Source organism: Ensifer sp. KUDG1 (assembly GCF_050434285.1).
Taxonomy (GTDB): Bacteria; Pseudomonadota; Alphaproteobacteria; order Rhizobiales; family Rhizobiaceae; genus Ensifer.
In genome coordinates this window covers 1-18,260 of sequence record NZ_JBNDIG010000008.1, presented here as the reverse complement: position 1 = coordinate 18,260, position 18,260 = coordinate 1, and the positions used below count along the sequence as shown (strand labels likewise).

The 18,260-nt window shown below is 64.0% G+C and carries 18 protein-coding genes and 1 pseudogene; 12 read left to right on the top strand and 7 right to left on the bottom strand.

Annotated elements, in window-relative coordinates; all coding sequences use genetic code 11:
* Window positions 1–101 precede the first annotated feature (101 nt).
* Window positions 102–632 carry an L-2-amino-thiazoline-4-carboxylic acid hydrolase gene (locus M2267_RS19700; protein WP_429116363.1) on the top strand — a complete coding sequence of 177 codons (531 nt, stop codon included), beginning with the start codon at window positions 102–104 and terminating at the stop codon, window positions 630–632.
* Window positions 629–1,882, top strand: coding sequence for a Zn-dependent hydrolase (locus M2267_RS19695; RefSeq protein ID WP_429116361.1), 1,254 nt, complete (start codon window positions 629–631; stop codon window positions 1,880–1,882). The genes M2267_RS19700 and M2267_RS19695 overlap by 4 nt, the downstream gene beginning before the upstream one ends.
* 66 nt (window positions 1,883–1,948) lie before the next feature.
* On the opposite strand, the gene M2267_RS19690 is transcribed toward M2267_RS19695, so the two are convergent.
* Complete coding sequence (locus M2267_RS19690) at window positions 1,949–2,626, bottom strand: isochorismatase family protein (protein ID WP_402321692.1); 678 nt, start codon at window positions 2,624–2,626, stop codon at window positions 1,949–1,951.
* 151 nt (window positions 2,627–2,777) lie between these two features.
* Window positions 2,778–3,647, bottom strand: a complete 870-nt coding sequence (locus tag M2267_RS19685) for a pirin family protein (RefSeq protein ID WP_429116357.1) — start codon at window positions 3,645–3,647, stop codon at window positions 2,778–2,780.
* A gap of 121 nt (window positions 3,648–3,768) precedes the next feature.
* Between M2267_RS19685 and M2267_RS19680 the strand changes: the two genes are divergently transcribed.
* Window positions 3,769–4,689: a LysR family transcriptional regulator gene (locus tag M2267_RS19680; RefSeq protein ID WP_402321686.1), complete on the top strand. Its 921-nt coding sequence runs from the start codon at window positions 3,769–3,771 to the stop codon at window positions 4,687–4,689.
* A 17-nt stretch (window positions 4,690–4,706) separates the two neighbouring features.
* On the opposite strand, the gene M2267_RS19675 is transcribed toward M2267_RS19680, so the two are convergent.
* A complete protein-coding gene (locus M2267_RS19675) occupies window positions 4,707–5,936 on the bottom strand; it encodes an ROK family protein (protein ID WP_429116354.1) in 1,230 nt (409 codons plus the stop codon).
* Window positions 5,937–6,168: 232 nt separating this feature from the next.
* On the opposite strand from M2267_RS19675, the gene M2267_RS19670 reads away from it, so the two are divergent.
* The 6 genes from M2267_RS19670 (at window position 6,169) to M2267_RS19645 (ending at window position 12,349) form a co-directional block, all read left to right on the top strand.
* A complete protein-coding gene (locus M2267_RS19670; RefSeq protein ID WP_429116351.1) occupies window positions 6,169–7,407 on the top strand; it encodes an extracellular solute-binding protein in 1,239 nt (412 codons plus the stop codon).
* A 173-nt stretch (window positions 7,408–7,580) separates the two neighbouring features.
* Window positions 7,581–8,462 carry a carbohydrate ABC transporter permease gene (locus M2267_RS19665; protein ID WP_429116349.1) on the top strand — a complete coding sequence of 294 codons (882 nt, stop codon included), beginning with the start codon at window positions 7,581–7,583 and terminating at the stop codon, window positions 8,460–8,462.
* Window positions 8,462–9,307 carry a carbohydrate ABC transporter permease gene (locus tag M2267_RS19660; protein ID WP_429116346.1) on the top strand — a complete coding sequence of 282 codons (846 nt, stop codon included), beginning with the start codon at window positions 8,462–8,464 and terminating at the stop codon, window positions 9,305–9,307. Before M2267_RS19665 ends, M2267_RS19660 begins: the two co-directional genes overlap by 1 nt.
* Window positions 9,304–10,329, top strand: a complete 1,026-nt coding sequence (locus M2267_RS19655; RefSeq protein ID WP_429116344.1) for an SIS domain-containing protein — start codon at window positions 9,304–9,306, stop codon at window positions 10,327–10,329. The genes M2267_RS19660 and M2267_RS19655 overlap by 4 nt, the downstream gene beginning before the upstream one ends.
* Window positions 10,330–10,331: 2 nt before the next feature.
* Entirely contained in the window at window positions 10,332–11,267 is a 936-nt protein-coding gene (locus M2267_RS19650) for a PfkB family carbohydrate kinase (protein WP_429116341.1), read from the top strand.
* A complete protein-coding gene (locus tag M2267_RS19645) occupies window positions 11,264–12,349 on the top strand; it encodes an ABC transporter ATP-binding protein (protein WP_429116339.1) in 1,086 nt (361 codons plus the stop codon). Before M2267_RS19650 ends, M2267_RS19645 begins: the two co-directional genes overlap by 4 nt.
* A 66-nt stretch (window positions 12,350–12,415) precedes the next feature.
* Here the strand turns inward: M2267_RS19645 and M2267_RS19640 are convergent, their stop codons facing one another.
* The 4 genes from M2267_RS19640 to M2267_RS19625 all read right to left on the bottom strand — a co-directional run bounded on the left by M2267_RS19640 (window position 12,416) and on the right by M2267_RS19625 (window position 15,435).
* On the bottom strand, window positions 12,416–13,186 hold the full coding sequence (locus tag M2267_RS19640) for an amino acid ABC transporter ATP-binding protein (RefSeq protein WP_429116337.1): 771 nt from the start codon (window positions 13,184–13,186) through the stop codon (window positions 12,416–12,418).
* Between the two features lie 13 nt (window positions 13,187–13,199).
* The gene (locus tag M2267_RS19635) at window positions 13,200–13,862 is read right to left on the bottom strand and encodes an amino acid ABC transporter permease (RefSeq protein WP_043613630.1); all 663 of its coding nucleotides are present in this window, start codon (window positions 13,860–13,862) and stop codon (window positions 13,200–13,202) included.
* Window positions 13,863–13,867: 5 nt separating this feature from the next.
* Window positions 13,868–14,530 (bottom strand): amino acid ABC transporter permease, encoded by a 663-nt coding sequence (locus M2267_RS19630; RefSeq protein ID WP_429116334.1) that lies wholly within the window; start codon window positions 14,528–14,530, stop codon window positions 13,868–13,870.
* 65 nt (window positions 14,531–14,595) lie between these two features.
* The gene (locus M2267_RS19625; RefSeq protein ID WP_052201656.1) at window positions 14,596–15,435 is read right to left on the bottom strand and encodes a transporter substrate-binding domain-containing protein; all 840 of its coding nucleotides are present in this window, start codon (window positions 15,433–15,435) and stop codon (window positions 14,596–14,598) included.
* A gap of 162 nt (window positions 15,436–15,597) precedes the next feature.
* Between M2267_RS19625 and M2267_RS19620 the strand changes: the two genes are divergently transcribed.
* The 3 genes and pseudogenes from M2267_RS19620 to M2267_RS19610 form a co-directional block, all read left to right on the top strand.
* Complete coding sequence (locus tag M2267_RS19620; RefSeq protein WP_429116330.1) at window positions 15,598–16,656, top strand: D-TA family PLP-dependent enzyme; 1,059 nt, start codon at window positions 15,598–15,600, stop codon at window positions 16,654–16,656.
* 328 nt (window positions 16,657–16,984) lie between these two features.
* Complete coding sequence (locus M2267_RS19615) at window positions 16,985–18,022, top strand: sulfate ABC transporter substrate-binding protein (protein WP_429116327.1); 1,038 nt, start codon at window positions 16,985–16,987, stop codon at window positions 18,020–18,022.
* Window positions 18,023–18,138: 116 nt separating this feature from the next.
* A pseudogene (locus M2267_RS19610) lies at window positions 18,139–18,260 on the top strand (molybdate ABC transporter permease subunit); the annotation flags it as partial.

The window sequence follows — 18,260 nt, the reverse complement described above, 5'->3', positions numbered from 1 at the left end:
CTGGAGAAACAGCTCCGGCACAGATTTGCAACACCGAGGCATGTTCGGCGTAGTATCCTGTCCCCTGTCGATCTGCCCTGAGGCAGACAGGGAGGCATTGCATGGACAAGACGGACAAACAAAACACCGATTCACGCGCGGCGATGGACGGCGAGATCGGCATTCTCGCACGCCGCCGTATCGAGGCCGGCATCATCGCGCCGATCTATGAGGCGATGCGCGAGGAGATCGGCGAGGAACGCGCCCAGGCGATCCTCGACAAGGCGATCACCAAGGCCGCGATCGAGGCCGGCCGCACCTTTGCCGCAAAGACCCCCGGCGGCACCAACCTGCGCACCTTCCAGGAACTGCAGGATCTCTGGACCCAGGACGACGCCCTCGTCATCGAGGTGACGAAAGCGACGGACGACGAATTCCACTACAACGTGAAGCGCTGTCGCTACGCCGAGACCTATCGCGAAATGGGGCTCGGCCATATCGGACACCTGCTGTCCTGCAACCGCGACGGCGTCTTCTGCACCGGCTACGATCCGCGCATCACGCTGGAGCGCACCCAGACCGTCATGCAGGGCGCTTCCCATTGCGATTTCCGCTACCGGCTCAACAAGGACGCGCCGGAGCAGTCGAAATGAACGCGGAAGCCATGCGCAGCGAACCGAGTCGCATCAACACGCCGGCGACCAACGGCGACCGGCTCTGGGCCGATATCGTCTCGACCGCGCGCTTCGGGGCTGCGGACAAGGGCGGCGTCACGCGACTGACATTGACCGAGGAGGATCGCGAGGTCCGCGATTGGTACGTTGCCGAATGCCGAGCGCTCGGCTGCACGGTCGAAATCGACGCCATCGGCAACATCTTCGCGACCTATGCAGGCGAGGACATGTCGCTGCCGGCGATCGCCGTCGGCAGCCATCTCGACACCCAGCCGCAGGGCGGCCGCTTCGACGGTATTCTCGGCGTGCTTGCCGGGGTCGAAATCCTGCGCACGCTCAAGGAAAGCGCCACCCGGCTCCGCCATCCGCTCGTGGTCGTCAACTGGACGAACGAGGAAGGCTCTCGCTTCTCGCCGGCAATGCTGGGTTCCGGCGTCTTTGCCGGCGCGATGGCGCTCGATGACGCCCAGGCGCGCACCGACCGCGAAGGTGTCGCGGTTGGAGCAGCACTCGATGCGATCGGCTATCGCGGCGAGGCCACGATCGATCCTGCTTCCTTTGCCGCCTATGTCGAGCTCCATATCGAGCAGGGGCCGCTGCTCGAAGCGTCGGCGACCGAAATCGGCGTCGTCACCGGTATCCAGGGATTGCGCTGGTTCGATGTCGCCATCACCGGCACGGAGGCGCATGCGGGCAGCACGCCGATGGCGCAGCGCGACGATGCGCTCGTGGCGGCGGCCGAGATCGTCCTTACCGTCCGCGACATCGCCCACCAGAACCCGCCGGGCGTCGGCACCGTCGGCTTCGTCGAGGTCGGCCCGAACTCGCGCAATGTCGTGCCGGGTTCCGTGCGGCTGCAGATCGACATGCGCCATCCGTCCGAGATCGGGCTCGACCAGATGCAGGCGGCTCTTGAAGACGCTGTCCGCAAGGCTGGGCCCGGTGTTGCACTGAATCACATCTGGTCGAAGGCGCCGGTCGTTTTCGATCCGACGATCGTGAACGCCGTGCGCGCCAGTACGGAGGCGCTCGGCTATTCGGCGACCGACATGGTCTCCGGCGCCGGCCATGATGCGGCCCATATCGCGACGATCACCCCGACCGCCATGATCTTCGTGCCGTCCAAGGACGGGCTGTCGCACAACGAGGCGGAATACACGTCACCCGAGGAATGCGCCCACGGCGCCGAGGTCCTGTTCCAGACCATCCTGGAAATCGACCGCCGCTGATCATCAATAGAAAACACCCACGGCAGAATGTCTGCCGTGGGTGCTTCGTTTGCTCTCGCGATGATCTTAGCCGCGCTGCGAGTCCAGTTGTTCGTGGTCCTTCTCGACCTGCTGGGCTTTCAGGTAGCTTTCGATCAGCAACTGGTATTCCGGGAAGATCTTGGTGTAGATCTCGGCCCACTGCTGGGCGTCGTCGCGATGCCAGGTGCGCTGCAGTTCGGACGCGACGGCTGCCGTATCCATCGGCACCACGCCCGCCTGGACCACACGGGCAAGCGTGATTTCCTCCGCCATCTTCGAATAGGTGCCCGAGGCGTCGATGACGACGAACACCTTGTAGCCCTCATGGACGGCGCTGATCGCCGGGAAGGCCATGCAGACGCTGGTGATCGTGCCGGCGATGATGAGGGTCTTGCGGCCGGTTTCCTTGACGGCGGCGACGAAGTCCGGATTGTCCCAGGCGTTGATCTCGCCGCGGCGGGCAACATACTTGGCATGCGGCGCATTGGCATGGATTTCCGGGATCAGCGGGCCGTTCGGGCCTTGCGGCACGGAGGCGGTGGTGATGACCGGCATCTTCGTCAGCGTCGCCATGCTGGCAAGCGCTGCCGCATGGGCACGAAGCTTCGGCATCGGCATGTCGTTGACGGTCTGGAACAGGCCGCTCTGGTGGTCGATCAAAAGCATCACCGCATCATCGGGATCGATTACCGGGCGCTGTCCGTTGAAGTTTGCCGGGGTCATGGTCTTGCTCCTTGTTGATTGACGTTTGCGTTTAGGCAACGGCCCGGTTGATTTGCGGCCGTTGCTCCTTGTGAGGCTCTAGATCTTTAGGCGGATCGCTTCCGCCGGTGGGTCATCCGAGCATCGACCCGGTGCGTGCGCCGAGCCGGGGCTAGGCGATCGCGATCTTGCCGAAGCGACCGGACTGGAAGTCCGTCATCGCCTGCCTGATTTCCTGCTCGGTGTTCATGACGAAGGGGCCGTACATGGCGACCGGTTCGTCGATCGGCTCGCCGGTCAGGATGAGTGCAGTCGCATCCGAACTGGCGTCCAGCGTGATGCCGCCACCGTCGCGGCCGAAGAGCACGAACTGCGCCTCGCCGACGAGATCGCTGCCGTTGACGAGCACGTTGCCGCGCAGGACCGCCAGGCCGAGCGAGTGGCCCTCGGGCGGGTCAAGGCTGAGCGAGCCCTGCTGCTTCAGGCGCAGGTCCCAGAGATTGAGCGGCGTGTAGGTGCGCGCAGGTCCTTGCGTTCCGGCGTAGCTTCCGGCGATCACCCTCAGCGATCCCGCACCGTCCGGCAGGCTGACCGTCGGAATGTCGCGATCGAGCAGCGTCTGGTAGCCGGGATCGACACTCTTGTGGGCGGCCGGCAGGTTGACCCAGAGCTGCACCATTTCAAGCGTGCCGCCTTCTCGGGTGAAACGCTCCGAATGGAACTCCTCGTGCAAGATACCGCCGGCGGCCGTCATCCATTGCACGTCGCCCGGACCGATATGGCCGCCATTGCCGGCGGAGTCGCGGTGGTCGACCTCGCCCTGGTAGACGATGGTCACGGTCTCGAAACCACGGTGCGGATGGACACCGACGCCGCGGGGGGTAACGCCCGGCGCGAAATTCATCGGCCCAGCGTAGTCGAGCAGCAGGAAGGGGCTTGCATGATCGCCGGCGCGGTCACGCGCCAGCAGCGAACGAACCGGAAAGCCATCGCCAACCCAATGCGGATGCGCATTCCCGAAGATGCCGAGTATCTTTCTCATGGCTGTTTCTCCTTGGCCTCGCCATGTCAGCGAGAGCGTTGGAGGGAAGATACGCGTGCACCAAATCTGGCGGTAGACGGTTAAACCGGTCTATAGTGTCCTGAAAACAGGACAAACGCCCATGCAGGATTTGAACGATCTCAAGCTGTTCGTCGACGTTGTCGAGCAGAACGGCTTTGCCGCCGCGGCCCGCAAATTGAACATGCCGCGCTCGCGCCTGAGCCGTCGCATCGGCCTTCTCGAAGAGCGCCTCGGGGTGCGGCTGGTGCAGCGCTCGACGCGCCACTTCGTCATCACCGAGATCGGGCGCGAATATTACCGTCATTGCGTGGCCATGCTGGTAGAGGCTGAGGCCGCGCAGGAAATGATTGACCGCACCCGTTCCGAACCGCAGGGCGTGGTTCATGTCAGCTGCCCGTCGTCGGTCGTCTATTTCCAGGTGGGCGAGATGATCGCGCGCTTCATGGCCGAATGCCCGAAGGTCGAGGTGGTGCTCGAAAGCACCAATCGGCGCGTCGACGTCCTGCGCGAAGGCATCGATGTCGCCATCCGCGTGCGCTTCCCGCCGCTCGAGGAAAGCGATCTCGTCGTCAAGCGGTTCGCCGAGAGCAAGCAAAGGCTGGTCGCCAGCCCCAGGCTGCTTGCCGGCATGAGCAACCCGCCAGCACCGGCGGATCTCGGCGGCCTACCCAGCCTTGCCTGGAACCCCGATCGCCAGAGCCACGACTGGCGGCTCGACGGCCCCGACGGCGCGACCGCGATCGTCCGGCACCGGCCGCGGCTGGTGACAGAGGATATGGTGGCGCTGCGGCTCGCCGCGCTCAACGGCGTCGGCATCTGCCAATTGCCGACCATGGTGGTGCGGCAGGACCTGAAGGACGGCACGCTTGTGGACGTTTTGCCCGACTGGGCGCCGAAGGCCGGCATCATTCATGCGGCCTTCCCGTCGCGGCGCGGCCTGCTTCCGTCCGTGCGCGCGTTGCTCGATTTTCTCGGCGCCGAATTTGCGGAACTTGCCCGTTTGGACGAACCCCGGACCTGATCGCCGGAAGCCGGCCGTCAGACGACGGCGGCGACCCGGGTCTTGAGGATTGCCGAAAAGCGCGGATCGAAGGTCCGGCTGATCGGCTCGGCGGCAGCGCCGATCGCGACCGCCCAGGGGTCGGTGAAGCCGACCTGAAGCCTCGGAAGCGTGCGGTCCCGCCGCTCGGCGATCGACGGAAGCAGCGGCATCATCGCGTCGGTCAGCAGGCGCGCAAGACCCGGTGGCAGGCCACCGCAGAGGATCACCGTCTGCGGGTCGAAGATCGTTTCCAGCGCCTGGACAGCCGCGCGCATTTCGAAGGCGGCCGCGTCGATCCAGCGAAGCAGGCTGTGGTCCGGGCTCGCCGCCACGGCATCGATGCGCGCATAGAGGTCCGGGTCGGCCGGATCGAGGTCGAGAAGCTTGCACAGCGACGCGATCGAGGCACGGTGTTCGAGCGGCATGCGGTCGTCGGAACTGGCCCCGCGCGGCAGGCTGAGGATCATGCCGATCTCGCCGGCATTGCCGTTGGCGCCGCGATAAAGCTCGCCGTTGAGGATCAGGCCCGCGCCGAGACCGTAGCCGAAGTAAATGCAGATCGCATGATCGACACCATGCGCCGCCCCGACCATGCGCTCGGCGGTCGCGGCTGCAGCGGCGTCGTTCTGCAGGCCGACATCGAGCCCGGTACCGGCGGCAAGCGTTTCGAGCAACGGAAAGTTCTGCCAGGCGGCCATCATCCAGGGGTCGTCGGCATCGGCGTCCACACCGAACGGACCGGGCATGGCGGCGCCAAGCCCGACGAGACGATCCTCCGAATGGGGCGCCAGCGCCGTCAGGTCGCGGCGGGTCTTTTCGATCAGCTCGAGGATGGTCCTGACCCCGGTCGCCGGCCCGCCGGCCGGCAGGTTGGCCTCGCCGCGGGCAAGCACCCGGCCGACAAGATCGACCGCGATCGTGCGCGTCACGTGCCGGTCGATCTGCAACCCGATCGCAAACGCGCCTTCCGGCACCAGCCGGTAGGGCGTGGACGGCTGTCCGCGGCCGTTTCGCACGGCCTCCAGCGACTCGACCAGCCCGTCTCGCTCCAGGTCCTCGATGATGTTGGAAACGGTCTGCTTGGTCAGCGCCGTCGCGCGGGCAAGGTCAGCACGGGACAATTGGCCGTTCAGCCGCAACGCGTCGATCATGACGCGGCGGTTATGCGCGCTCGTCCCCTCCTGATTGGTGCCGCTCTTCGCCCGGATCAGGCGCATATCGTTCATCCAAAAACCCCTCTTGACACTGTTAGAATATTGAACAAAAAATAAGTCAAGACAATTGACTTAATAGAGGCCGAAAAGAGCTTCGGGGGAACGACAGCGGCGGCAAGACCACCGCGAGCGCTCCAATTGATATGTCGACAGCCGCTTCGTGAAAGGCGGACTTCTCGCATGCGGCGTGCCCGCATAAGGCATGCCGGGAAATCTTAAACGCTTATGTCATTGGGAGATGGAAATGTTGAAATCCATAAGAACGACGCTGCTTTGCGCGACCCTTGCCGGCGTCTCCTTTGCTGGCCACGCGCATGCGGAAACGACGCTCAACGCACTGTTCATGGCCCAGGCCGCCTATAGCGAGGCGGATGTGCGCGCCATGACCGAGGCCTTCACCAAGGCCAACCCGGATGTGAAGGTCAATCTCGAATTCGTTCCCTACGAAGGCCTGCACGACAAGACCGTGCTGGCACAGGGTTCCGGTGGCGGCTACGACGTCGTGCTCTTCGACGTGATCTGGCCGGCCGAATATGCAGCCAACAAGGTGCTCGTCGACGTCACCGACCGCATCACCGACGACATGAAGTCCGGCGTTCTGCCCGGCGCCTGGACGACGGTCGAATATGACGGCAAGCGCTACGGCATGCCCTGGATCCTCGACACCAAATACCTGTTCTACAACAAGGAAATCCTGGAGAAGGCCGGCATCAAGGCGCCGCCGAAGACCTGGGACGAGCTTGCCGAACAGGCCAAGGTCATCAAGGACAAGGGCCTGCTCGCCACCCCGATCGCCTGGAGCTGGTCGCAGGCGGAAGCCGCGATCTGCGACTATACCACCCTCGTCAGCGCCTATGGCGGCAAGTTCATCGACGGTGGCAAGCCGGCCTTTACGTCGGGCGGCGGTCTTGATGCGCTCAATTACATGGTGACGAGCTACACCTCCGGGCTCACCAATCCGAACTCCAAGGAATTCCTGGAGGAGGACGTGCGCAAGGTGTTCCAGAACGGCGAAGCTGCCTTCGCGCTCAACTGGACCTACATGTACAACCTCGCCAACGATCCGAAGGAAAGCAAGGTCGCGGGCAAGGTCGGCGTCGTGCCGGCACCGGGCGTGGCCGGCAAGAGCGAAGTCTCGGCCGTCAACGGCTCGATGGGTCTCGGCGTCACCTCGACCAGCAAGAGCCCGGACGAGGCGTGGAAGTACATCGTCTACATGACCTCGCAGCAGACCCAGAACGCCTATGCCAAGCTCAGCCTGCCGATCTGGGCCTCTTCCTATGAGGATGCCAGCGTCACCAAGGGCCAGGAAGAGCTGATCGGCGCTGCCAAGCTTGGCCTTGCGGCCATGTATCCGCGTCCGACGACCCCGAAGTACCAGGAACTTTCGACCGCCCTTCAACAGGCGATCCAGGAAGCGCTTCTCGGCCAGGCCTCGGCCGAAGACGCCCTGAAGACGGCGGCCGAAAACAGCGGCCTTTGAGCCGCCCTCCCAAGCCCCGGGCGGGAAACCGCCCGGGGACCGCGGGAATTGGCGGCAGCACCGCCACGCTTCAACACTTTGATTTGGCGCATCATTCGCTTGGGTCGATGACGATCCGGGGCAGTATGCGATAGCATGACGGGGCTCCCTAGGCCCGAGAAGGTTTCCATCCTATGTCCGGCACCTGGATAACAACGCGCGCATGGCTGCTCATGCTGCCACTGCTGGCGGTGATGATCGCCGTCATCGGCTGGCCGTTGATCGACACGGTCAGGCTTTCCTTCACCGACGCCAAGCTCGTCGGCACGGAAGGCACGTTCGTCGGCTTCGACAACTATGCCAAGATGCTTGGTGGCTCGAATTTCCAGCGTGCGTTCATCACGACGACCTGGTTCGCGGTCGTCTCCGTCACCGCCGAAATGGTGCTCGGCGTGCTCGCGGCCCTGCTGCTCAACCAGCAATTTCGCGGCCGCACGGCGCTCCGGGCCCTGATGATCCTGCCCTGGGCGCTGCCGACCGTGGTCAACGCCACGCTGTGGCGGCTGATCTACAACCCGGAATACGGCGCGCTCAACGCTGCCCTGATGCAGATCGGCCTGATCGACAGCTACCGCTCCTGGCTCGGCGAGCCCGGCTCGGCGCTGACGGCGCTGATCGTCGCCGACTGCTGGAAGAACTTTCCGCTGGTGGCGCTAATCGCGCTCGCCGCCCTCCAGGCCGTACCGCGCGACATCACCGCCGCCTCGCTCGTCGATGGTGCCGGGCCATTCAATCGGTTCCGCTACGTCATCATGCCCTATCTGGCGGGCCCGCTGCTGGTTGCGCTGGTGCTGCGCACCATCGAGGCCTTCAAGGTCTTCGACCTCATCTGGGTGATGACGCGTGGCGGACCAGCCAACAGCACCCGCACCCTGTCGATCCTGGTCTACCAGGAAGCCTTCTCCTTTCAGCGGGCGGGATCCGGCGCCTCGTTGGCGCTGATCGTCACCCTGCTGGTCACCGTGCTCGCCGTCGCCTACGCGGCCATGGTGCGCAAAGCCGCGGGAGCCTCGTGATGGAACGCCAAAGCCCCCTCTTTACCGTTTTCGTCTATGCGGCAGCACTGCTGCTGGCGGCGGTCATTCTCGCCCCGATCCTTTGGCTCTTCGTCATGAGCATTTCGTCGGCCGCCGACCTTTCGGCGAAACCGCTCAACTGGTGGCCGGAGGAAATCGACCTTTCGCGTTACCGGCTGCTGCTTTCGACGATCGAAAACAGCGCAGGCGCGGCCTTTACCGCTTCGCTTTTCAACAGCCTGAAGGTCGCCGGCATGGCGACGCTGGCAGCGATCGCGGTCGCCATTCCGGCCGCCTGGGCGGTGTCGCGCACGTCAAATGTCTCCTGGTCGCTCTATGCGGTGATTGCCACCTACATGCTGCCGCCGGTGGCGCTCGCCGTGCCGCTTTACATGGGGCTTGCCTATCTCGGACTTCTGAATTCGGTGTTCGGCCTGGCGCTCGTCTACCTCACCATTCTCGCACCCTTCACCACCTGGCTCTTGAAATCCGGCTTCGATTCCATCCCGAAGGAAATCGAGAGTGCGGCGATGATCGACGGCGCCCGCCTCGACCAGATCCTACGGCTCATCACCCTGCCGCTCGCGGCACCCGTCATGGCGACATCGGCCCTCTTTGCCTTCCTGCTCGCCTGGGACGAATTCTTCTACGCGCTGCTTTTCACGTCGGACCTGCGCGCCAAGACACTGACGGTTGCCATTTCCGATCTCGCCGGCGGCCGTGTCTCCGATTACGGGCTGATCGCCACAGCCGGGGTGCTGGCCGCCCTGCCCCCGGTCCTGATCGGCCTTGTCATGCAACGTGCCCTGATCTCCGGGCTTACCAGCGGCGGTGTGAAGGGATGACGGCTATGACCACTTCGGAACGCCCGGCTGGGCTCGTCGCAATCGATCGTGAAATGGCGCACCAGGCGGCCGACGCCATCGCCTCGGTCCGCGGAGCAGCGCCGCGCGCCGCAGAGATCGCCCGCTCGCTGAAGGCGACCGGCAAACTCCTGCTGCTTGGCATGGGCGGCTCGCATGCCGTCGGCCGCGCCGTCGAACCGCTCTACCGCGCCCATGGCATCGACGCCGTCGCCCTGCCGCTCTCCGAGCAGCTCGGCCAGCCACTGTCGATCGAAGGCAAGACGATCCTCATCACTTCTCAGTCCGGCGAAAGTGCCGAAGTGCTGCGATGGTTCGGCGAGACCAATGGCGGAACGCCGCACACGTTCGGGTTGACGCTGGAGGGCGGCTCCTTCCTCGCTAGCAACGCGCCGTCGCTCGTCGGTGTCGGCGGGACTGAAAAAGCTTTTGCCGCCACCCGCAGCCTGACGATCAGCTTCGCCCTGCATCTCGCCGTGCTCGCTGCGCTTGGCGACGATCCCGCCGACGCGCTTTCCGCATTGGAAAATCCGCAAGCGCCGGATACGTCCGCAGCGCTTGCAGCGCTGGCGGACGTCCGGTCCGTCGTCACTTCGGGCCGTCGTCTGCAGGGTCTCGCCGAGGCGATCGGCCTCGGCCTCACCGAACTCTCTCGCCTGCCGTGCTTCTCGCTCGAAGGCGGCCAGCTTCGGCATGGGCCGATGGAAATGCTCGGCCCTTCGGTCGGCGTCGTTCTCTTCCGTGGCTCGGATCCGACCGCCGGGCTCGTTCGCGCCATGGCGATCTCGGCTGCCGAAGCCGGTTCGCCGGTCGTCGTCTTCGACGCGTCCGGCGAGGCGGCGATCGATGGCGTCACCACCATCCCCTTTGCATCGGTTTCCGGCCTGGCGGCGATCTTCGCCATGCTGCCGGTCGCCCAATCCTTCATGATCGCCTTTGCGGCGGCCCGCGTCGAGAATGCCGGCACCCCCGTGCGCTCGACCAAGATTACCCGGAGCGAATAACGATGCGTCCTCTTGCCGTGGTCGGCAACGCCAATGTCGACCTCATCCTCGGGCCGGCGGCCCCCTGGCCCAAGGCCGGAACCGAAATCATCGTCGACCATGACGAGTTGCGCGTCGGCGGCTGCGCCGGCAACAGCGCGCTTGCCTGGGACGCGCTCGGCGTCGACTATGCGATTGCCGCCAATGTCGGCAACGACCAGTTCGGCACCTGGCTGAGGCAGGCCTTTCCCGAGCGATCCAAGGCCTGGCCGGTCGAGACTGTCGGAACCACGCTCTCGGTCGGCATCACCCATCCCGATGGCGAGCGCACCTTTTTCACCACGCGCGGGCATCTGCCGCTCCTCAATTTCGAGGAAGTCCGTGCCATGCTCGACGGCGAGAAACTTCGGGGCGGCTACGCGCTTCTGACCGGCTCGTTCCTGACCGACGCGCTGACCGCGGACTATGACCGCTTCTTCGACTGGGCCGATGCGCACGACATTGCAGTGGCACTCGACACCGGCTGGCCGCTCGACGGCTGGACCGAGGCGAACTGCGCGGCGACCATCGGCTGGTTGAAGCGCTGCCGGCTGGCGCTCTTCAACGAGGTCGAGACGACGACCCTGACAGGCGTTTCCGACCCGACCGAGGCGGCGCGGGAGCTCCGCAAACACATGCCCGAAGACGCGATCGTCGTCGTCAAGCGCGGCCCGCACGGCGCGATCGCCATCGACGCGGAAGGCCGCGTTTCATCTGCGGCAGCACCCGTCGTCACCGTGGTCGACACGATCGGCGCCGGCGACGTCTTCAATGCCGGCTTCCTCGCGGCACTTGCAGCCGAAGTCCCGCTCGAAGCCTGCCTGCGCACCGGCGTCGCCATCGCCTCCGAGGCGATATCCACCCTGCCGCGCAGCTACGGCCAACCGCTTTCGTCTTACCTTCAGGAGACCGGCGCATGAGCGCTCTTGCCATAGAGAACATCCACAAGCGCTATGGCGAGATCGAGACGCTGAAGGGCATCGATATCGCGCTCGAAAGCGGCGAGTTCCTGGTCCTTCTCGGCTCGTCCGGCTGCGGCAAGTCCACGCTTCTCAACATCATCGCCGGACTGGCGGAGCCGACAGGCGGCGACATCCGCATCGGCGAGCGCTCCATTCTCGGCGCGCATCCGAAGGATCGCGACATCGCCATGGTGTTCCAGTCCTATGCGCTCTACCCCAACATGAGCGTCGCGCGGAACATCGGCTTCGGCCTGGAGATGCGCAAGGTTCCGGTCGCCGAACGCGAGAAGGCGGTGAAGGAAACCGCAAAACTGCTGCAGATCGAAAACCTGCTCGAGCGCAAGCCAAGCCAGCTCTCGGGCGGCCAGCGCCAGCGCGTCGCCATCGGCCGGGCGCTGGTGCGCAATCCGCAGGTCTTCCTCTTCGACGAGCCGCTCTCCAACCTCGACGCCAAGCTGCGCATGGAAATGCGCACCGAGCTCAAGCGCCTGCACCAGATGTTGAAGACGACCGTCGTCTACGTGACCCACGACCAGATCGAGGCGATGACACTCGCAACCCGCATCGCCGTGATGCGCGACGGCCGGATCGAGCAGCTCGGCACACCGGAGGAAATCTACGACCGTCCGGCTACGCTTTATGTCGCTGGCTTCGTCGGCTCGCCGCCGATGAACATCCTGGACGCGACCGTTGCGCAAGGCACGGTGACGATCGCCGGCGGTGATCAGGCAATCGCCCTGCCGCCCCATTTTCGCGGCCTGGTCTCCGATGGTCAGCGCGTCAAGGTCGGCATTCGTCCGGAAGCGCTAAGACTGGCCTCCGGCGACGAGGCTGCGCCACAGTTCAAGGCGCGTGTCGAGGTGGTTGAACTGACCGGCCCGGAACTCGTCACCACCGCGCGGATCGGTGACCAGCGCATCACCGCCTGCCTGCCGCCGCGCAGTTCGCTGCTTGCCGGCGACGAGCGCGCCTTCACCATCGAGGCGGATGCGCTGCATCTCTTCGATCCGCAAAGCGGCCGGTCGCTCGCGAAAGGCTGAGCCTTTCGCGGAAAATGAGAGCCGGCCGTCGCTTTCGCGACGGCTGGCCCGATCATAGAACCCGGATCAGTTGAAGGACGAGCTTTTCAGGAACTCCGCCAGACGTTCCGTCTGCGGCTTCACGAACATTTCCTTCGGGTTGCCCTCTTCGCCGATACGGCCCTGGTTCATGAAGATCACGCGCGTCGAGACCTCATAGGCAAAGCGCATTTCGTGGGTGACGAGCAGCATGCTCATGCCGTCTTCGGCAAGCCCCTTGATCACCTGCAGCACCTCGTTGACGAGTTCCGGATCCAGCGCCGAGGTCACCTCGTCAAACAGCATCAGCTTCGGGTTCATTGCGATCGCCCGGGCGATCGCCACGCGCTGCTGCTGTCCGCCGGAGAGCTGGCCGGGAAAGTGATCCATGCGCGACAGCAGCCCGACGCGGTCCAGCCATTTCTCCGCAACCGCCCGTGCCTCGTCGCGCCCCATGCTGCGGACCTTCATCAGGCCGAGCATGATGTTTCTCGCCGCGCTCATATGCGGGAAGAGGTTGAACTGCTGGAAGGCCATGCCGGTCATCGCCCGCTGGCGGGCGATTTCCTTTTCCTTCTTGCGGCGGCGTTGGCCACCCACGGTCTCGTAGCCGATCTCCTGGCCGTCGATACGGATCGAGCCGCCCTGGAACTCCTCCAGCATGTTGATACAGCGCAGCATCGTCGTCTTACCCGAGCCGCTGGAGCCGATGATGGAGATGACCTCCCCTTGCGCCATGGTGCAGTCGACGCCCTTCAGCACTTCGACGGCGCCGTAGCGTTTGTGGAGATCGCGGATTTCAAGCAGTGTCTGGGTCATCGGAGCCGAAGCCTCAGGATGGGACAGCGGTCTTGCGTTCGACGTAACGGCCGAAGCGCTCGATGCTGTAGTTGATGACGAAATAGAGGAAGCCGGCGAAGAAGTAGAACTCGAGGCTCATGAAGCTGCGCGAGATCTGCTCCTGGGTGCGAAGCAGAAGCTCGGCGACGCCGATGATCGACAGAAGCGTCGAGGCCTTGACCATCTCGGCCGCTGTATTGACCCAGGCCGGCAACGCCTGCCGCAACGCCTGCGGCCCAAGCACGTAGACGAAGGTTTGCGAAAATGTCAGGCCGATGGCCTTCGCCGCCTCCGTCTGCCCCTTCGGGATTGCCTGCAGTGCGCCGCGGACGAGTTCGCCGACATGGGAGCTGCAGAAGATCGACAACGCCAGGATGCCGGCCTGGAAGGGGCCAAGATCGATGCCGACGGTGCTGAGCACATAGTAGCTCGCAAGCACGAGCACGAGAACCGGCGTACCCCGGATGAAATCCGTATAGCCGCGCACGATCCATTGCACCGGCCGATAGCCGTAAGTGAGCGCGAGGCCGACGAAGACGCCGAGTACCGTTCCGACGACAATCGACAGGAAGGAGATCGAGATCGAAACGCCGAGCCCCTTCAGCAAGGGAATGCGGGCGAGCCAGAGCTGATCGAGAAATGCTGGAAAATCCATCGCGATCACCTCGGCACGGAGAGACGACGCTCGACCGCGCGCATCAGGGCGGCAAGCACCGAACAGGTGGCGACATAGAGGCAGCTCGCGACGATCCAGGTCTCGATCACCCGGAAGGTCTCGACGTTGATCTTGCGCGCCTCGAAGGTGAGTTCGGGAACGGCGATCGCCGCGGCAAGCGAGGTGTCCTTGAACAGCGAGATCATCGTGCTGCTGAGCGAGGGCAGCACGTTGCGCAGCATCAAAGGCAGGATGATCGAGGTGCGGATCTGCATTTCCGTGAGCCCGATCGCCAGCCCCGCCTCGCGCTGCCCCGGCGGTATCGAGAGCAGCCCGCCGCGAAAAACTTCAGCGAGATAGGCGCCGGAATAGATCGCCAGCGTCAGCACGAAGCTCTCGATCTTGCCGAGCCTGACGCCGAGTTGCGGCAAGGCGAAGTAGCTGAACAGCACCAGAACCAGGATCGGCGTGTTGCGGATGACGGTCACGTAGAGACCGGCCGGCTTGCGCAGGAACGGGTTTTTTGACACCAGCCCGAAGGCCGTGACGAGGCCGATCAGGCAGCCCGCGAGGATCGCCGCGAAGGCGAGGCCGAGGCTGAGCGCCAACCCTTCGAGCAGAAGGTCGAAGGAGCGCCAGACCGCGGAAAAATTCAGAGTATAGCCCATGTTTCAGCCACCCATGCCGAAGGACGGAGAGCGACCCCGCAGGCGGCGGGATCGCCCGGAGAGGCTTACTTGTACTCGACCGGGAAACCGATCTGCGGCGGAGCAAGGTCCTTGCCGAACCAGGTCTTGAACGACTTCGCATAGAAGTCGAACTCGACGCCGGTCATCGCCTCGTGCAGTGCGGTGTTGACGAAGTTCAGCCAGTCCTGGTCGCCGCGCTTGACGCCGCAGGCATAGGTCTGCGGGTTCCAGCCGTAGCCGGCATCCTTGTAGCGGTTGGGGTTCTGGGTCATGTACCAGGCGAGCGACGACTGGTCGGTGGCGACCGTGTCGGCGCGTCCGGATTCCAGCGCCTGATAGATGAGGTCGACGGATTCGTACTGGTCGACCGTCGCTTCCGGCAAGGCGGCATGCACCATCGCCTCGGCATAGACGTTCTGCAGCACGGATACGGTGACGGACGAGCCGGCGGCCTTGAGCGCGGCGTAATCGGCATATTTGCCGTCGGCCTTCAGCATCAGGCCCACGCCCTCGCGATAGTAGGGAATGGTGAAGGCGATCTGCTGCGCGCGCTCACCGGTCACCGTCATGAACTGGCAGGTGATGTCCACCTTGTTGGTGGTGATGTTCGGAATGCGGGCGTCGGACGACTGGTTGACGAACTCGATCTTTTCCGGATCGCCGAACAGCGCCTTGGCGATGATACGGCCCATGTCGACATCGAAGCCCTGCAGCTTGTCGTCGGCGCTCTTGAAATGCCACGGCGCGTTGGTGCTGCCGGTGCCCATGACCAGATGACCGCGGGCGATCACTTCGTCCAGCTTGCTCGCCGGTTCCTGGGCCGCGGCCGTACCGGCCATAGCCATGACTGCGATGGCAGCCGCTGCAAAAACGGTCTTGCTCATTTCATTCCTCCCTTTTTTAGCCTCCCCACCATTATTCTATAACTATGAATCATAATCTTGAATAATGGATTGACGTATCAAAGGCCCGCGGTCATATCTTGTCAAGGGCAGTTGAGGTAGTTTCGCCCCGATCCTGCGCCGCCCAAGAGGAGTTGAGTCGCGATGCCCCTGCCGATCGAAACCCCGGCCGTTCTCGTCGATCTTGATATTGCCAAGCGCAACATCGAGCGCTTTCAGGCCTATGCGGATGAGCACGGCATTCGCGTCCGCCCGCACATCAAGACGCACAAGCTGCCGCAGTTGGCCGAGCTTCAGCTTCAAGCCGGCGCCATCGGCATCACCTGCCAGAAGGTCACCGAGGCGGAAGCGATGGTTGCGGGCAGCGACCGGATCAGGGACGTTCTGATCACCTACAACATTCTCGGCGACGCCAAGATGGCGCGGCTGGAGCGGCTCAACGACCGCGTTTCGCTCGCGGTCGTCGCCGACAACGAAACGGTCATCGACGGGCTCGCCGGCTATTTTGCCGGCAAGGACAAACCGCTGCGCGTGTTCGTCGAATGCAACACCGGCGCCGATCGCTGCGGTGTCGGCTCCCCGGCGGAAGCCGCCAAACTCGCCCGCCGGATCGAAGAGGCAAAGGGGCTCGTCTTCGGCGGACTGATGACCTATCCGCCCGTCAACGGCCAGGCGAAGGTCCAGGCCTTCATGAGCGAGGCGAAGCAGCTGATCGAAGCCGATGGCATATCCGTGCCGGCCATCACGTCAGGCGGCACGCCGAGCATGATGCATGCCGACGGCGCGCCTGTTGCCAGCGAATACCGCCCCGGAACCTATATCTACAACGACCGCTCGCTGGTCTCGCGCGGCGTCGCCGGCTGGGACGACTGCGCCCTGACGGTGCTTGCGACCGTCGTCTCGGTCCCTTCCGAAAACCGGGCCATCATCGATGCCGGCAGCAAGGTGCTGACCTCGGATCTGCTCGGCCTCACCGGCTACGGCCACGTGCTTGGCCGGGACGACATCCGCATCGACCAGCTGTCGGAGGAACACGGCCGTCTCGTCACCGACGGACCGATCGGCTTGAAGGTCGGCGATCAGCTGAGGATCGTGCCGAACCACGCCTGCGTCGTCACCAACATGTTCGACGCCGTCCATATCGTCGAAGGCGATAAACTGAAGGATGTGTGGCCGGTGGTGGCGCGCGGCCACGTGCTCTAAGCACCCCCTAGGGAACGAATAGCGCTGAATTGAAGCGTTTTGCCCGACAAATTCGTCTTTCATCGCCATCGGTCTTGCCGCCGAATGCATCTCCTGTGCCCTTCCGCACGCGAGATGCCGGACGGTAGAATCGACGCCATGACACTGGACAGCCGCGTCGCGCCCTCCATGTTACTGGCGATGGTTTGGCACCGCCGCCGAAATGGTTGCAGGCAAACCGTTCCCGAAAAGCCCGACAAAACGATAGGACATTTCCCCATAGCAGCTTCTGGCGTCATCGGTTTACGTTGTAGCAGTCGACAAAATTGATAGTTTTATCTGGTAACCAATGGAGGTCGAAATGGTCTTTGGACGAATTACCGGAATGGTGGGACTGGCAATCGTGCTCGGAGGCCTGCAGCTGGGAGCTGCAAGTGTTGCGTTTGCCGACACGACGATCTTGAACGTGTCATACGATCCGACACGTGAACTCTACAAGGACTTCAACGCGGCGTTTGCCGAGAAGTGGAAGGCCGATACCGGCGAGACCGTGACGATCCAGACGTCGCATGGCGGTTCGGGCAAGCAGGCCCGCTCGGTGATCGACGGCCTGCAGGCCGACGTCGTGACGCTGGCGCTCGAAGCCGACATCGACGCGATCGCCAAGGAAACCGGCAAGATCCCGGCGGACTGGAAGTCGAAATTCGAGAACAACAGTGCGCCCTACACCTCGACGATCGTCTTCCTGGTGCGCAAGGGCAACCCCAAAGGCATCAAGGACTGGGGCGATCTGGTCAAGCCCGATATCCAGGTGATCACGCCAAACCCGAAGACCTCGGGCGGCGCGCGCTGGAACTTCCTCGCTGCCTGGGCCTATGGCCGCTCCGCCAATGGCGGTGACGACGCCAAGGCGCAGGAATATGTGACAGAGCTGTTCAAGCACGTGCCGGTGCTCGATACCGGCGCGCGCGGCTCGACGACGACCTTCGTCCAGCGCGGCCTCGGCGACGTGCTGCTCGCCTGGGAAAACGAAGCCTATCTGTCGCTCGAGGAGCTCGGCCCCGACAAGTTCGAGATCGTCACGCCGTCGATCTCGATCAAGGCCGAACCGCCGGTGGCCCTCGTCGACGGCAACGTCGATGCCAAGGGCACCCGCAAGGTGGCGGAAGCCTATCTCGGCTACCTCTACAGCGATACCGGCCAGAAGATCGCCGCCAAGCACTACTACCGGCCGTTCAAGCCGGCAGCCGCCGATCCGGCTGATATCAAGCGGTTCGGCGAGCTGAAGCTCGTCACCATTGAGGACTTTGGCGGCTGGAAGGAAGCCCAGCCGAAATTCTTCGGCGACGGTGGCGTCTTCGACCAGCTCTACAAGCCGGGCCAATAATCCTGAACAGCGCGCGCAGCCGGCAAGCCCGGTTGCGCGTCTTGCTTCGCGCCGGGCCGAGCCCTCGAGCGAAGCGCGTTTCATCGTACCGCGTAAAGACTGCAAAGGTAGTGCCATTGACGGATGCGACGAAGACTGCACCCTGGCGATTTCGCCAGCCGAGTGTTTTGCCTGGATTTGGTTTGTCGCTCGGGATCACGCTGAGCTGGCTGGTTCTGATCGTGTTGATCCCGTTGTC

What these genes read in the sequence shown, in the direction of transcription:
- M2267_RS19625 (WP_052201656.1), bottom strand. Translation starts at nt 15,435, where the DNA reads ATGAGCAAGACCGTTTTTGCAGCGGCTGCCATCGCAGTCATGGCTATG.
- M2267_RS19635 (WP_043613630.1), bottom strand. Translation starts at nt 13,862, where the DNA reads ATGGATTTTCCAGCATTTCTCGATCAGCTCTGGCTCGCCCGCATTCCC.
- M2267_RS19700 (WP_429116363.1), top strand. Translation starts at nt 102, where the DNA reads ATGGACAAGACGGACAAACAAAACACCGATTCACGCGCGGCGATGGAC.
- M2267_RS19690 (WP_402321692.1), bottom strand. Translation starts at nt 2,626, where the DNA reads ATGACCCCGGCAAACTTCAACGGACAGCGCCCGGTAATCGATCCCGAT.
- M2267_RS19670 (WP_429116351.1), top strand. Translation starts at nt 6,169, where the DNA reads ATGTTGAAATCCATAAGAACGACGCTGCTTTGCGCGACCCTTGCCGGC.
- M2267_RS19680 (WP_402321686.1), top strand. Translation starts at nt 3,769, where the DNA reads ATGCAGGATTTGAACGATCTCAAGCTGTTCGTCGACGTTGTCGAGCAG.
- M2267_RS19630 (WP_429116334.1), bottom strand. Translation starts at nt 14,530, where the DNA reads ATGGGCTATACTCTGAATTTTTCCGCGGTCTGGCGCTCCTTCGACCTT.
- M2267_RS19640 (WP_429116337.1), bottom strand. Translation starts at nt 13,186, where the DNA reads ATGACCCAGACACTGCTTGAAATCCGCGATCTCCACAAACGCTACGGC.
- M2267_RS19665 (WP_429116349.1), top strand. Translation starts at nt 7,581, where the DNA reads ATGTCCGGCACCTGGATAACAACGCGCGCATGGCTGCTCATGCTGCCA.
- M2267_RS19620 (WP_429116330.1), top strand. Translation starts at nt 15,598, where the DNA reads ATGCCCCTGCCGATCGAAACCCCGGCCGTTCTCGTCGATCTTGATATT.
- M2267_RS19650 (WP_429116341.1), top strand. Translation starts at nt 10,332, where the DNA reads ATGCGTCCTCTTGCCGTGGTCGGCAACGCCAATGTCGACCTCATCCTC.
- M2267_RS19655 (WP_429116344.1), top strand. Translation starts at nt 9,304, where the DNA reads ATGACGGCTATGACCACTTCGGAACGCCCGGCTGGGCTCGTCGCAATC.
- M2267_RS19675 (WP_429116354.1), bottom strand. Translation starts at nt 5,936, where the DNA reads ATGAACGATATGCGCCTGATCCGGGCGAAGAGCGGCACCAATCAGGAG.
- M2267_RS19645 (WP_429116339.1), top strand. Translation starts at nt 11,264, where the DNA reads ATGAGCGCTCTTGCCATAGAGAACATCCACAAGCGCTATGGCGAGATC.
- M2267_RS19615 (WP_429116327.1), top strand. Translation starts at nt 16,985, where the DNA reads ATGGAGGTCGAAATGGTCTTTGGACGAATTACCGGAATGGTGGGACTG.
- M2267_RS19660 (WP_429116346.1), top strand. Translation starts at nt 8,462, where the DNA reads ATGGAACGCCAAAGCCCCCTCTTTACCGTTTTCGTCTATGCGGCAGCA.
- M2267_RS19695 (WP_429116361.1), top strand. Translation starts at nt 629, where the DNA reads ATGAACGCGGAAGCCATGCGCAGCGAACCGAGTCGCATCAACACGCCG.
- M2267_RS19685 (WP_429116357.1), bottom strand. Translation starts at nt 3,647, where the DNA reads ATGAGAAAGATACTCGGCATCTTCGGGAATGCGCATCCGCATTGGGTT.